This is a genomic window from Pseudofrankia asymbiotica (assembly GCF_001983105.1).
In the GTDB taxonomy this organism is placed as follows: Bacteria; Actinomycetota; Actinomycetes; order Frankiales; family Frankiaceae; genus Pseudofrankia; species Pseudofrankia asymbiotica.
On the sequence record NZ_MOMC01000005.1, the window covers coordinates 88,046 to 101,783 of the forward strand.

The window sequence follows — 13,738 nt, forward strand, 5'->3', positions numbered from 1 at the left end:
GCGGCGGACGCTAGATGACGCCGTCGGCGCGCAGGGCGGCCAGGTCGTCGGCGGTGCGGCCGAGCTCGGTGAGGATCGACGTGGTGTGGGCGCCCAGAGCCGGGATGTCACCCATCGGGAAGTCCCAGTCCTTGTTGACCGGGGGTGGCAGGACGGCCCGGACGGGGCCGGCGGGGGAGGAGACCTCGCGCCAGCGGTCGCGGGCGGCCAGGTGCGGGTGGTCGATGACGTCGGGGACGGTGTTGAGGCGGGCGTTGCCGATGCCGGCCTTGTCCAGCCGCTCGCGGGCGTCCTCGAGGGTCACGCCGCTCGCCCAGGCCGCGAGGTGGACATCGAGCTCGGCGCGCCCGCTGACCCGGCCGTCGTTCTCGGTGAACCGCGGGTCGTCGGCGAGGTCGGGCCGGCCGAGGACCTCGCGGGCCAGCCGCTGCCACTCGCCGTTGTTCGTCGTGCCGAGCACCAGTACCTGGCCGTCGGCCGTCGGGTAGTTGCCGTAGGGGGAGACGGCGGGGGAGCTGACGCCGTTCGGCTCCTGAACGAGGCCCGAGCCCATGGTGAAGTTGAGCGCGTAGCCCATCCACTCGACGGCCGCGTCGAACAGGCCGACCTGGATCGCGGCGCCCCGGCCGGTCGTGGTGCGGGCGTGCAGCGCGGCGAGCACGGATGTCAGCGTGTACATGCCGCCGCCGATGTCGGCGAGCGGGACGCCGGCCTTCGCGGGGTGCCCCTCGTGGCCGGTGATGGCGCAGGAACCGGACTCCGACTGGACCAGCAGGTCGTAGGCACGCTTGTGGGAGAGCGGGCCGCCCTCGCCGTAGCCGGAGATGTCGACGGCGATGATCCGCGGGTACCTCGCGTGCAGCTGCTCGGAGGCGAGCCCCCGGCGGGCGGCGGCCCCGGGGGCGAGGTTCTGCACGACGACATCCGCGCGGGAGACCAGTTCCTCCAGCGCCGCGGCGCCGCGCGGGTCGCGCAGGTTGACCGCGAACGACTCCTTGCCCCGGTTCAACCAGGCGAAGTGCGCGCCGATCTCGCCATGCCAGGCCCCGTCGTACGAGCGGGCCATGTCGCCGCCGTTGGGATTCTCCACCTTGACGACGCGGGCGCCGAGGTCCGCGAGGTGCCGGGTCGCCAGCGGCGCGGCGACGGCCTGCTCCAGGCCGACGACGAGCAGCCCGGCGAGCGGCAGCGCTCCGGGGGCGGCGGGGCCGGTCTCGGGCGTCGTCGAGGCTGTCGTCGAGGTGGAGGTCGTCACGTGCGACATCATTCCCTGGCCGGCGTCGACCCGCATCGCCCCGGAGCCGTCCCCGGGCAAATGCGACCACCACCACCCCGCGTGGGGAGGGCCGGGATCAGAGCTGACGGGATCAGGGCTGACAAGGTCAGGCTCGGTGGAGCAGGGTCATGACCTCGGTGACGAGGAGCTCCCCGGCCTCGTCGCGGGTGTCGGAGCGGAGCCTGACGAAGGTCATCCGCTTGCCACGGCTGTTGGTGGTGACGCGGACGTCCTCGACCTCGCCGGTGACGCGCACGGTGGTGCCGGCGAGTACGGGGCGGTGGTAGGTGAACTCCTGCTCGGCGTGCAGGATCAGGCCGCCGTCCCCGCGCAGCGCGGCGATGATCTCGGTGGTGTCGAGGGCCCCGTCGGGGCGGCCGGGCTGCAGGTCGGGGAACGCGCCGAGCAGCCGCGCGGCGAACGTGAACGTGGGCGGCGCGGGGATCGCCTCGAAGCCAGCCGCCGCGGCGGCGTCGGGCCGCTGGTAGACGGGTGAGGCGTCGGCGACGGCCTCGGCGAAGGCGGCGATGGCTCCTCGCTCGACGACGACGGTCGCCGGCGGCAGCTGGGTGCCGATGAGGTCGGTCGCGCTCACTGTGCTCTCCTCTGGAGACGCGCGGGGCCCGGGCGGAGGTCCTGGGTGGAGGTCTCAGACGGGACGGAGGTCTCAGGCGGGGCGGAAGACGGGGACGGTCAGGTCGGCCTCGTCGTCGGCGCGGAAGTCGACCCTGACGCGCATGCCGATCGCCAGCTCCGCCTCGGCCGCGCCGACGATGTTGGTCTCCAGCCGTGGGCCCTCGTCGAGGTCGACGATCGCCGCGATGTAGGGCACCCGGCCCTTGAACGGCGGCAGGTCGTTCACCCGCACCTCGGACCAGGTGTAGAGCGTGCCGGTGCCGGCGGCCCGCTCCCAGGCGACGTTCTGGCTCCAGCACGAGGGGCAGAACGGGCGGGGATAGAGGTGCGCCCTGCCGCAGTCGCCGCAGCGGCGGATCAGTAGCTCACCCTTGCGGGCGGCCTCCCACCAGGGCGCGGTCTCCTCCTCGATCGTCGGCAGATCGAACCGTGGACCGCTCATGCCCGCCTCCTTGGCGTCGCGACGGCGGAACCGGTGACGACCGCCGTGCCTTCCGCGTTGACCAGCTGGCAGTCGAGCTCGACCAGCCCCACGGCCTCGTCCTTGCTGGTCACCGTGATGTCGGTGCTCAGCACGTCGCCCGGCCAGGCCTGCGTCGTGAAGCGCACCTTGTAGCCGCGCAGGTTACCGATGCCGACGAGGTCGGTGAGCGCGGTCGCGAGCACGCCGGCGGAGAACATGCCGTGCCCGAAGACGCTCTTCATGCCGGCGGCGCGCGCCCGCTCGTCGTCGTGGTGCAGGGGATTGAGGTCGTGGGACGCGCCCGCGTAGCGGACCAGGTCCGTGCGGGTCAGCGTGAGGGTGCGTACCGGTGCCTTCCCGCCCACCTCGAGATCCTCGAAGTAGACGGTGCCCTTCTCCGTGCCCGGTCCGGCGGCCTCGGTGGGCGCCGTGGGCGCCGTCGCGTCGTCCATGCGCTCTCCCGGCGGTGCTGTCCAGGGGCGGTACCGCCGAGCGACGGTGCTGCCTACCAGTGGYGCCGGTTGCGGAGGCGCCTCGATGTGTGATCGGATAGTATATACAAAATTCGGCCCGGACCGGGGTTTTGGGGTTTCCGCTGGACCGGCCCGGGCTGGCGACGGGGCCCCTGAGCCGGTGGCCGGGTCGTGGCCGGCGTGGGGAAGATCCCGCCGCCGTTGGTCGCCGAGTGGCGGCCCGTAGGTAACGCGGTGCCGGGTGAATCGGTCAGATGAAGCGGTACCAGACTGGTACGGGGCGAGGAGGACGTATGGCGGGGCAGGTGGCCGTCGTCGGCGCGGCGCTGTCGGACTGCGGGCGGGTCGACAGCATGACTCCGTTCGCTCTGCACCACCAGGCCGCCGCCCGCGCGCTCGCCGACGCGGGCCTCAGCCACGCGGACGTCGACGGCTTCGGCTCCACCGGGCTTGGGGTGCTGGCCCCGGTCGAGCTGGCCGAATACCTCGGCCTGCGCCCGACCTGGGTCGACTCGACCAGCGTCGGGGGCTCCACGTGGGAGGTCATGCTCGAGCACGCCGTCGACGCGATCAGGGCCGGCACGGCGCACACCGTCCTGCTGGTGTACGGCTCGACGGCCCGCGCCGACCTGAAGAAGCGGCTGCGCACCGCGAACCTCTCGCTGTCGACCCGTGGCCCGAGCCAGTTCGAGGCGCCGTGGGGGCACACGCTCATCGCCAAGTACGCGATGACGGCCCGCCGGCACATGCACGAGTTCGGCACGACGATCGAGCAGTTCGCGAACATCGCCGTCGACACCCGGTACAACGCCAGCCTCAACCCGGACGCGATGTACCGGGACCCGATCACGGTCGACGACGTGTCGTCCGCGGCGATGGTCGCCACCCCGTTCACCAAGCTGCACTGCTGCATCCGCAGCGACGGCGGCGGCGCGGTGGTGCTGACCTCCGCCGAGCGCGCCGCCGACCTGCCGCGCCCCGCGGTGCGGGTGCTGGGCACGGGCACCGCCAGCAATGTCACGACGATGTCGGAGTGGACCGACTTCACGGTGTCGCCGGCGGCGGTCTCCGGGAAGCTGGCGTTCGAGCGCGCCGGGCTCACCCCGGCGGACGTCGACGTCTGCCAGTTCTACGACTCCTTCACCTCGACGGTGTTGCTCACCTTCGAGGCGCTCGGCTTCTGCGGCCGCGGTGAGGGCGGCGCCTACCTGGAGGGCGCCGCCATGCGGGTGGGCGGGCGGATGCCGACCAACACCGACGGCGGCGGCCTGTCCGCCTGCCATCCCGGGATGCGCGGGATCTTCCTGCTGGTGGAGGCCGTCCGGCAGCTGCGTGGCGAGGCGAGCGGCCGGCAGGTCCCCGGCGCCAGGGTGGCGTGCGTCAACGGGACCGGCGGCTGGTTCTCGTCCACCTCGACCGTCCTGCTGGGCGTGGACTGATGTCGTCGCCCTCTCGGCCGTCGGGTATCGACCTGGCGCGCGCCGGTCCCCCTTCCGCTGGTCACGCTCGTGGTCGTGGTCGTGGTCATGGTCGCGGTGCCGGGCGGCGGAGCCGGCGACCGCGTCGAACGTGAGTCGAACGTGACCCTTGTTACATCCGGGTCGGATTGTATATCGTATCCACTCTCATCTGCCGAAATGGCTGCACCGGGGAGGCCTCATGTCGTCTGGTGGTACCGAGTCGGCGCCGGTCGCGATGACGGCGACGCCGGCCGCGACACCGACGCCACGGCCGTCGCCGGCCGGCTCGGCCACGACGACCGTCGCCGAGCCACTGTTGCGCCTGACCGGGATCAGCAAGCGGTTCGGCGGCATCCAGGCGCTCACTGACGTCTCGCTGGACGTCGCGCCGGGAATGGTGCGCGGGCTCATCGGCCCGAACGGCGCCGGCAAGACGACGCTGTTCGACGTCATCTCCGGCATCACTGCGGCGACGACCGGCAGAGTCGAGTTCGATGGCCAGGACATCACCAGGCTGGCCTCCACCGGCCGCGCGCGCCTCGGGATGCGCCGCACGTTCCAGCGGGCCCAGGTGTTCAGCTGGCTGTCCGTCGAGGACAACGTGCTCGCGGCGCTGGAGTGGCGCGGCGGCGGTGGCGGCGTGCTCGCCGACCTGGTCGCCTGGCCGAAGCGGCGCTCGCTGGAGAAGGCCCGCCGCGAGCAGGTGGACGAGGTGCTCGAGTGGTGCGGCCTGGCCGACAGCCGCCAGATCGCCGCAGGTTCGCTGCCGCTCGGCCTTCAGCGTCTTGTCGAGCTCGCCAGGGCGATCGTCGACACCCCGAAGCTGCTGCTGCTCGACGAGCCGACCTCCGGGCTCGACCACACCGAGTCCGAGCGGTTCGGCGACCTGATCCAGTCGCTGCGCGGCAGGGGCACCGCGGTCCTGCTCRTCGAGCACGACGCCGGTTTCGTCATGCGGATGTGCGACCGGATCGCCGTGCTCAACCTCGGTTCGGTGCTGGCGGAGGGCACGCCGGCGCAGATCCAGACCGACGAGGCCGTCCGCGACGCCTACCTCGGCTAGCTGGCACGGCGGTACAGCAGTACAGCAGTACAGCAGTACAGCTCCACCCCGGTCCTGGCGGTCGCCCGCCCGCGGCACCGGATTCCGGACGCCGCGTCCACGCGGCTTCATGCGTGGACGCCATAAGGAGGAGTTCGTGACCGAGTTCTTCAACCTGGTGATCTCGGGGCTGGTCACCGGTGCGTTGTACGCGATCCTCGCGTCCGGCCTGACCCTGACCTATCAGACGTCCGGTGTCTTCAACTTCGGCCAGGGCGGGATCGCCTTCTCGACGGCCTACCTGTTCTTCCAGCTGAACACCGGCCAGGACCTCCCGATCGTGCCCAGCGCGATCATCTGTATCGGCATCTTCGCGCCGCTGCTTGGCTGGCTGCTGCACCGGGTGCTGTTCAACCCGCTGCGGGAGGCGTCGATCGCCGCCCGCATGGTGGCCTCGCTCGGCCTGCTGATCGCCCTGCCCTCCCTCGGGCTGTGGATCGTGGCCCTGCTGAAGGACAAGGCGCATTGGGACCTGCCCGCGATCGAGGATGTCTACCGGATCCCCGGCCTCGGCCCGAGCCCGAAGAAGATCCACGTCATCGGCGACGGCCTGGTCATCGACAGCGACCAGCTGGCGATGCTCGGCGCGGCGATCTTCTCGGCGGGGCTGCTCTACTACCTGGTCCGGCACACCCGTATCGGCCTGGAGATGCGGGCCYCGGTCAGCCGGCCGAACCTGGCCGCGCTGCGCGGCGTCGACCCGGACCGTGCCTCCGCCGTCTCCTGGATCACCTCGTGCGGGCTCGCGGGCCTGGTGGGCGTGCTGCTCGCGCCGATGTTCGGCCTGAGCCCGTTCAGCTACAACACGCTGCTGTTCATCTCGATCCCGGCCGTCGTCCTCGGCCGGATGGTCTCGATCCCGCTCGCGATGCTCGGCGGCCTGCTGCTCGGTGTCGCGCAGAACCTGGTCGACGGCTACGTCGACCTCGACATCACCGGTTTCCGCACCGCGGTGCCGTTCATCATCCTGTTCGTTCTGCTGATCTATTTCGGCGCGGAGCGCGGCCGCAGCGCGGGCACGACGCTGGAGGAGAAGCCGCCGGCCGACGCGCTGAGGGAGGCCGGGTCGCCGGCAAGGCGGCGCGTCCTCTGGGGGATCGGCACCATCGGCCTGCTCGCCTACACCGCCTGGGGCGCGACCGACTACTGGGCCGACCTGCTCACCCAGGGTCTGGCGATGGCGATCGTGCTGCTGTCCTTCACGGTCGTCACCGGCATCGGCGGCATGGTGAGCCTCGCCCAGGCGGCCTTCGTGCTCACCGGAGCCTTCACCGCGGGCATCCTGCTCGACGAGGGGGTGCCGTTCCTGCCCGCGCTGCTCGCCGGCACGCTGGTCTCCGCGATTGTCGGGCTGATAGTCGCGCTGCCCACCCGCAGGCTCGGCGGCCTGCCGCTGGCGCTGTCTACCCTGGCGCTCGCCTACGTCGGCCAGAACCTGCTGTTCCAGATCCGGAKCATCTCCAACGGCTCCGGCGGCTGGCCGGTGAACCCGGGGCACATCGGCGGGATCGACCTGTCCAACCCGCGCTGGCTGGTGCTGCTCCTGGTGCTGCTGGTCGGCCTCGGCGTCTGGGTCGTGCACGCGCTGCGCTCCTCCAGCACCGGGCGCGCGATGCTCGCCGTCCGCTCCAGTGAGGCCGGCGCCCGCACCAGCGGCATCGCCGTCGACCGGATGAAGCTGCTGGTGTTCGTGATCTCCGCGGGCATCGCCGGCTTCGGCGGCGTCATGCTGGCGGCGAGCCGCGGCCGGGTCACGAACACGGACTACGACGCCCTGATCGGCATGGTATGGCTGGCCACCACGGTCACCCTGTCCGTCCGCCGGCCGGCCGGCGCGGTGCTTGCGGGCCTGGTCACGGCGCTGGCCCCCGAGCTGTTCAAGGACGTCCCCGCGACCACCTACTTCATGCAGATACTGTTCGGCCTCGGCGCGATCGGCCTCGCGCGCGACCCGGAGGGCGGCCTGTCCGCCGGGAGCCGGGCGATGCGGGAGCGGTCCGCACGCAGGGCGGCCAGGCAGCGGGTGGCCGTGGCGGCGGCCGGGGCGGCCGGGGCGGACGCGCCCGCCGCGCCGCCGCCGCGGGTCGCCACGACGTCCCCGGTCGCGGCCTCGGGCGGCGAGGATGGCGGGGGCGGAGCCGCGGCGGAGCCGGTCCTGCGGGTCACCGGTCTGAAGGCCGGCTACGACGAGATCGAGGTCCTGCACGGCGTCGACCTGACCGTCGGTGCCGGCGAGGCGGTCGCGCTGCTCGGCAGCAACGGCGCGGGCAAGACGACGCTGTGCTCGGTCATCGGCGGCCTGGTCCCGGTCCGCGCGGGCGACGTGTGGCTCGCCGGTAAGGACGTCACCCGGGTGCCGGCGCGGCGCCGCGAGCGCGACGGCGTGTACCTCGCGCCCGAGGGCCGCGGCATCTTCCCCGACCTGACGGTCGAGGAGAACCTGACGCTCTGGCTGCGTGCGCCCGAGGAGCGGGAGGCCGCCTACGCGGCCTTCGGAGTGCTCAAGGACCGGCGTGGCCAGGCGGCGGGGACCTTGTCGGGCGGTGAGCAGCAGATGCTCACGCTCGCGCCGGCGCTCGTGCGGCCGCCGAAGCTGCTCGTCGCGGACGAGCCGTCGCTCGGCCTAGCGCCGCTCATCATCGAGCAGATCTTCGGCGCGTTGCGGCAGCTGCAGAGCCAGGGCACCGCGCTGCTGATCGCCGAGGAGAAGACCCGCGACGCGCTGGACATCGCCGACCGGGTCGCCTTTCTGACCGTCGGTCACATCACCTGGACAGGTCCGGCGGCCGAGGTCGACGCCGAGCGCCTGGCCACCGCCTACCTGGGCATCGCCCCTGAGTCGGCCGAGCTGGCCGAGACGGCGGCGGCCGGCGCGCGGCCGGGCGACATCGCGCCATGAGGGGTTGGGCGCTCCCGCGACGCGCTACGGCCGGATGGCGCGGTACGGCTGGATCCGAGCGGTAAGGACATGTTCGGCATGGCGTGGACCGTGTACCCGTCCGCGCATCCGTCCGTTGTCTGTCTTCTCCTGTTCGGTCTTCTCCGGTTCCTGAATCCGCGACGGCCCGGGCTGGGCGCCGCGCGATCAGAGGCGCCGCGTGGTCACAAATGAGCGCTAATTCGGTAACTCACGGTCTCTCGGGTATCGGGCACAGGCGTCCCGGGGGCGGGACCGATCGGACAAAAGTGACGGACGCGATGTCCGGTCGAACGCCCAGAGCGACCGTGCCGCCACGGCCCAGTCGTATACTTGCTACAAGTTCCGCGCGGTTCGCTGCCCGCGCGGGAACGCGGCGGGTCATCTGTGAGTCGGCATCGGCCGGCTTCCGGGCGGCCCGCGATGCCTTCCCAGGAGAAAGGCGCCCGCCAAGGCCGCGGAGGCCACGGCGAGGATCCGGCTCCCTGGGCCCCGCGGCGAGGTCTCGCCATTGTGGGGCTGCCGCTGGTCCGCACGCGGACTGGCGGGTGGGCGTTTCGCTCGACCCGGTCGAAGGAGCCAGCGACTCGGCACCCTGGACATGAACTGAAGGAGCCGGCCATACCTACCAACCGCCGGACGGCGACCGCGGTGAGCCCGCTTGCGCACCACGCCTCGGGCAAGCGGTCCGTCGTCGACCGCAGGAGCAGCGGAAGCCAGGTCGCCGACCACATCCGGGGCCTGATCTTCGCCGGTACCCTTCGCCAGGGCGACCATGTCCGCCAGGACGAGATCGCCGAGGAGCTGGGGGTCAGCCGCATTCCCGTGCGCGAGGCGATGATCGCGCTGGAGAGCGAGGGCTGGATCTCGATCGAGCCCCACCGCGGCGCGTTCGTCCACGGCCTGGACCTGAACTCGGTGCGCGACCACTACGCGCTGCTCGGCCAGCTCTACGGTCTGGCCTCCGAGCGGGCCACCGAGCGCGGCGACGACGACGGCATCGAGGCGCTGTCCACGGCCGAGCGCGCGCTGCGCGACGCGGAGGACCCCGCCGACGTCCTGCACGCCAACGAGGCCTATATCCGCCAGATTTTCGCGATGGCGCAGTCGCCGCGGCTGTCGTCCTTCGGCCGGCTGATGACGGGCGTGATTCCGGGCAACTTCTTCGAGCTCGTTCCCGGCACGATCCAGCCGCAGAAACGCGGCATCGCCGCGGTCAACCGGGCCATCAGGGCCCGCAACGGCCAGCGCGCGTCCACGGAGTTCGTGAAGATGCTGCGTGGCCATGGAGACCTCGTCGTGGACCTCCTCAAGTCCCGCAACATTCTCTGGACCCCGGAGGACTGACCCGGCGCTGAATCGTGGCCGACGGCGGCGCGCTTCGGGCACCGCCGTCAACCGCGAGAACAATCCCGAGGAAGCGAGACCCGACCGATGCGCCGGGTCAGCGCTTCTCGTAGGTGATACCGGCGGCCTCGGCGTCCCAGGTGGCGGAAGTGACGCCCTCGGTGCGCAGATCACGCTTGAGGACGCGGCCCACGGGGCTGCGGGGCAGCTCGGCGCGGAACTCGATGTAACGGGGAATCGCGAAGTACGGCAGCGCGTCCACGCACCAGCGGAAGAGCTCCTCCTCGGTGAGCGCCGACCCCTCCACGCGGGTCGCCGTCACCTTCACGTCGTCCTCGGTGAGCTTGCTGAAGACGRCGTGCACGGCGGCGTCGGCGAGCTCGCCGTGGCCCATGAGGATGCGCTCGACGTCGAAGCTGGAGATGTTCTCGCCGCGCCGGCGCAGGTARTCGGCCTTGCGGTCGACGAAGAAGAGGAAGTCGTCCTCGTCGATCCGGCCGATGTCGCCGGTGTGGTACCACCAGTTCCTGCTGGTCTCGACGGTCGCCTCCGGCCGGCCCCAGTAGCCCTCGAACATGACGTGCGCGAGTTTCGGCCGGATGACGATCTCGCCGTCGGTGCCGCGGGGCAGCTCGTTGTCCTCGTCGTCGAAGACCCGGACGTCGAAGTAGTCCTGGTTGATCATTCCGGCGGCCCGCGGCTTGTTGCGCGTGCCGGGCGGCAGGCTGGAGATCAGGCTCGCCTCGGTGACACCGTAGGCGCCGGAGAACGTGTCGATGCCGAACCGGCCGCGCAGGATGTCGTCGACCTCGGGTGGCAGCGGGGCGGCGCCCATCATCCGCAGCGACGTGTTCGCCACGGGCGCGCCGGACTTCGGCATCTCCGGGCGGTCGACGTCGTGGGCCAGCAGGTAGGCCATCGTGCCTAGCGTCGACGTCAGGGTCGCGCCGGCGCGGTTCATCTCCGGCCAGAAGTTCGAGACCGAGAACCTCCGGTAGATCGCCGAACGGCCGCCGAAGACCAGCGCGCCGATCACGGCGGTGGTCAGCGCGTTGTAGTGGAACAACGGCAGCGGCGTCCACAGCACGTCCTGGGCGGTCCGCCCCCAGGTGACGCCGATCTGGGTGGCGAGCGCCTCGTGGTAGTTGTGGCTGAGCATGCAGCCCTTGGACGGGCCGGTCGTGCCGCCGGTGTAGATGAAGGTCGCGAGGTCCGACGGCCGGCGCTCGACCGGCGCGGCGAGCGGGCTCACGCTCGTCAGGTCGTCCCAGCGGTGGGCGGTGGTCCCCGGGAACTCCACCTGGTCCGGCCCGGTGACCACGACGTGGCGCAGCCCCTCCAGATCACCGGTGACGGCCCGCGCCCGGTCGGCGAGGTCCGCCGCGACGACGAGCACGGTCGCGCCCGAGTCGCGCAGCTGGTGGCGCAGGTATTCGCCCTTGTAGGCGGTGTTGATCGGCACCGCGATGCCGCCGGCCCACTGGGTGGCCCACCAGACGAGCATCGCCTCCGGCGAGTTCTTGAGCAGGCTCGCGACCCGGTCGCCCGGCCGGACGCCGAGCTCGCGCACCAGCGCGGCCCCGAGCGTGGCGGCCGTCCGGGCGACGCCGGCCGCGCTGAACTTCGCGCCGTTCACGTCGAGGTACTCCGAGTCGGGGTCCTTCTCGGCGCGTGCCAGCAGCAGCGCGGTGGTGGTGTGTCGTGGGGCGCTGCCCCAGACGCCGTCGGTCACGTGGCTCTCCCGCATCTCGTCGTCGGGGTTCGGATCGCGGTACGGATCTGGCGACCGTTCGGTTGGTTGAATAATGTATATAACCTGCGTAGGGTAAGGCCGTCGGGGTCGCCGCCGTACGCCGGTCGGGGGCGGCCCCGATCATCTGTCTTCTGGGCGTCGGCGGCGATGAGAGAACCGTTTGCGGGTCGGTGCTCTCGGGCGTCACCGTGGGACCGACCAGATGTCGGCTCCGCCAGGAGCCGGCGGGCCGTTGGCCGCGGGACTGTCGGTGGAGGACGAATGCGTGACGCTGTGATCTGCGGTCCGGTACGGACCCCGGTGGGTGGCTACGGCGGCTCGCTGCGGCYGTTGGCCGCGCACGAGCTGGGCGCGGCCGTCGTGCGAGGCCTGGTGGAGCGGACGGGGCTCGCGGCGGCGGACGTCGACGACGTGCTGTTCGGGTGCTGCTATCCGAGCATGGACGCCCCGGCGCTGGGTCGGGTCATCGCTCTGGACGCGGGCCTGGGCGTCGAGGTTCCGGGCCTGCAGGTGGACCGTCGCTGTGGTTCCGGGGTGCAGACCCTGGTGACCGCGGCGATGCAGGTGCAGACCGGCGTGTCCGACCTGATCATCGCGGGCGGCGCGGAGAGCATGAGCAACGCGCCGTTCTTCTCCCATGAGGGCCGTTGGGGTGTGCGCGGCGGCGGGCTGACCTTCCACGACGCGCTCGCGCGTGGGCGGGTCACGGCGGGCGGCCGGAACTTCCCCGTCCCGGGCGGGATGATCGAGACAGCGGAGAACCTGCGCGGCCAGTACTCGATCTCCCGGGCGGAGCAGGACGAGCTGGCGCTGCGCTCGCACCAGCGCGCCGTCGCCGCCCAGCAGGCCGGGAGGTTCGACGACGAGATCATCCCGGTCACCGTTCCTGGCAGGCGGGAAAGCGTCGTGGTCACCCGGGACGAGCACCCGCGGCCGGACACGTCGTTGGAGACCCTGGCGAAGCTGCGGCCGATCATGGGCAAGTCCGACGCGGAGGCCACGGTCACCGCCGGCAACGCCAGCGGCCAGAACGACGGCGCGTCGGCGTGCATCGTCACGCACCCCGAGGAGGCCGAGCGCCTCGGGCTGCGCCCGCTCGCCCGGTTGGTCTCGTGGGCCGTCGCCGGGGTCCCGCCGCGCACGATGGGCATCGGCCCGGTGCCCGCGACGGCGAAGGCGCTGGAGCGTGCCGGGCTGAAGTTCTCCGACCTGGACCTCATCGAGGTCAACGAGGCGTTCGCCGCCCAGGTCCTCGCGTGCACCCGGGAGTGGGGCGTCACCGAGGCCGACTGGGAGCGGATCAACGTCAACGGCTCGGGTATCTCGCTGGGCCATCCGGTGGCGGCGACCGGCGGGCGGATCCTCGCCACCCTGCTGCACGAGATGCACCGTCGGGACGCCCGCTACGGCCTGGAGACGCTGTGCATCGGCGGCGGCCAGGGCATCGCCGCCGTCTTCGAGAAGATCGACTGAGCTGCGGGAAGGAGACCGGTGGACCTTGGACTAGGCGGTGCGGCCGTCGTCGTCAGCGGGGGCTCGAAGGGAATGGGCCGGGCCGCCGTCGAGAGCTTCGCCCGCGAGGGCGCGCGCGTCGCCGTCCTCGCCCGCGGCAAGGCGGCGCTCGACGAGACCGTCGAGCGCGCCCTCGCGCTCGGCGCGGTCGAGGCGTTCGGGATCGTGACTGACCTGACCGCCGCCGCGTCGGTGGGTGCGGCCTTCGAGGAGGTCGGCGGCCGCTGGGGCGAGCTGAACGTGCTCGTCAACGCGGCCGGACCGGTCGAGGTGGGGGTCAGGGGGTTCGAGGGTTCCGACGACGCGGAGTGGGCCGCGACGTTCGACATCGGGACGTTGTCGGCCGTGCGGACGGTGCGGGCCGCGCTGCCGCTGCTGCGCGCCGCCGCCTGGGCCAGGATCGTAAACGTCTCGGCGCACTCGACCCGCCGGCAGTCGCCCGGCCTGGTCGCCTACACCGCGGCCAAGGCGGCGCTGACGAGCGTCAGCAAGAACCTGGCACAGTCGCTCGCGCCCGACGGCATCCTCGTCAACACGGTCTCGCCCGGCTCGTTCCTGTCCGAGGGCATGAAGGGCTACCTGCGGGCGCTGCCCGCCAGCCGCGGGATCGACCCCGACAGCCTCACCGACGCGATGCGCGTCATCAAGGAGGACTTCGCGCATCCGGCGTTCCTTCCGCGCGCGGGTGACCCATCGGAGATCGGCCCGGTCATCGCCTTCGTCGGCTCCCGGACCAACTCCTACATGACCAGCGCCGACATCAACGTCGACGGCGGTAGCGACTTCTGACCCGCATCCG

The 13,738-nt window shown here is 71.9% G+C and carries 11 protein-coding genes; 6 read left to right on the top strand and 5 right to left on the bottom strand.

The window, feature by feature from the left end:
• Positions 1 to 10: 10 nt before the first annotated feature.
• From BL253_RS01960 to BL253_RS01975, 4 genes are all read right to left on the bottom strand, one after another.
• Positions 11 to 1,264, bottom strand: a complete 1,254-nt coding sequence (locus tag BL253_RS01960; protein ID WP_076813132.1) for a CaiB/BaiF CoA transferase family protein — start codon at positions 1,262 to 1,264, stop codon at positions 11 to 13.
• Between the two features lie 118 nt (positions 1,265 to 1,382).
• Positions 1,383 to 1,871 carry an FAS1-like dehydratase domain-containing protein gene (locus BL253_RS01965; RefSeq protein ID WP_076813032.1) on the bottom strand — a complete coding sequence of 163 codons (489 nt, stop codon included), beginning with the start codon at positions 1,869 to 1,871 and terminating at the stop codon, positions 1,383 to 1,385.
• 72 nt (positions 1,872 to 1,943) lie between these two features.
• Entirely contained in the window at positions 1,944 to 2,354 is a 411-nt protein-coding gene (locus BL253_RS01970; RefSeq protein WP_076813035.1) for a Zn-ribbon domain-containing OB-fold protein, read from the bottom strand.
• Complete coding sequence (locus BL253_RS01975; RefSeq protein WP_076813038.1) at positions 2,351 to 2,827, bottom strand: MaoC family dehydratase; 477 nt, start codon at positions 2,825 to 2,827, stop codon at positions 2,351 to 2,353. Before BL253_RS01975 ends, BL253_RS01970 begins: the two co-directional genes overlap by 4 nt.
• Before the next feature lie 314 nt (positions 2,828 to 3,141).
• On the opposite strand from BL253_RS01975, the gene BL253_RS01980 reads away from it, so the two are divergent.
• The 4 genes from BL253_RS01980 to BL253_RS01995 all read left to right on the top strand — a co-directional run bounded on the left by BL253_RS01980 (position 3,142) and on the right by BL253_RS01995 (position 9,674).
• Positions 3,142 to 4,287: a thiolase C-terminal domain-containing protein gene (locus BL253_RS01980; protein WP_076813041.1), complete on the top strand. Its 1,146-nt coding sequence runs from the start codon at positions 3,142 to 3,144 to the stop codon at positions 4,285 to 4,287.
• Positions 4,288 to 4,543: 256 nt separating this feature from the next.
• On the top strand, positions 4,544 to 5,371 hold the full coding sequence (locus BL253_RS01985; protein WP_076813133.1) for an ABC transporter ATP-binding protein: 828 nt from the start codon (positions 4,544 to 4,546) through the stop codon (positions 5,369 to 5,371).
• A 136-nt stretch (positions 5,372 to 5,507) separates the two neighbouring features.
• The gene (locus tag BL253_RS01990; RefSeq protein WP_076813043.1) at positions 5,508 to 8,309 is read left to right on the top strand and encodes an ABC transporter permease subunit; all 2,802 of its coding nucleotides are present in this window, start codon (positions 5,508 to 5,510) and stop codon (positions 8,307 to 8,309) included.
• Between the two features lie 669 nt (positions 8,310 to 8,978).
• Entirely contained in the window at positions 8,979 to 9,674 is a 696-nt protein-coding gene (locus BL253_RS01995; protein ID WP_076813046.1) for a GntR family transcriptional regulator, read from the top strand.
• Positions 9,675 to 9,771: 97 nt separating this feature from the next.
• Here the strand turns inward: BL253_RS01995 and BL253_RS02000 are convergent, their stop codons facing one another.
• Positions 9,772 to 11,406 (bottom strand): AMP-binding protein, encoded by a 1,635-nt coding sequence (locus tag BL253_RS02000; protein ID WP_076813135.1) that lies wholly within the window; start codon positions 11,404 to 11,406, stop codon positions 9,772 to 9,774.
• Positions 11,407 to 11,688: 282 nt separating this feature from the next.
• Between BL253_RS02000 and BL253_RS02005 the strand changes: the two genes are divergently transcribed.
• Both BL253_RS02005 and BL253_RS02010 read left to right on the top strand, forming a co-directional pair.
• Positions 11,689 to 12,900, top strand: a complete 1,212-nt coding sequence (locus BL253_RS02005; RefSeq protein WP_076813049.1) for an acetyl-CoA C-acetyltransferase — start codon at positions 11,689 to 11,691, stop codon at positions 12,898 to 12,900.
• An 18-nt stretch (positions 12,901 to 12,918) separates the two neighbouring features.
• Positions 12,919 to 13,728 (top strand): SDR family NAD(P)-dependent oxidoreductase, encoded by an 810-nt coding sequence (locus BL253_RS02010; protein WP_076813052.1) that lies wholly within the window; start codon positions 12,919 to 12,921, stop codon positions 13,726 to 13,728.
• Positions 13,729 to 13,738 lie beyond the last annotated feature (10 nt).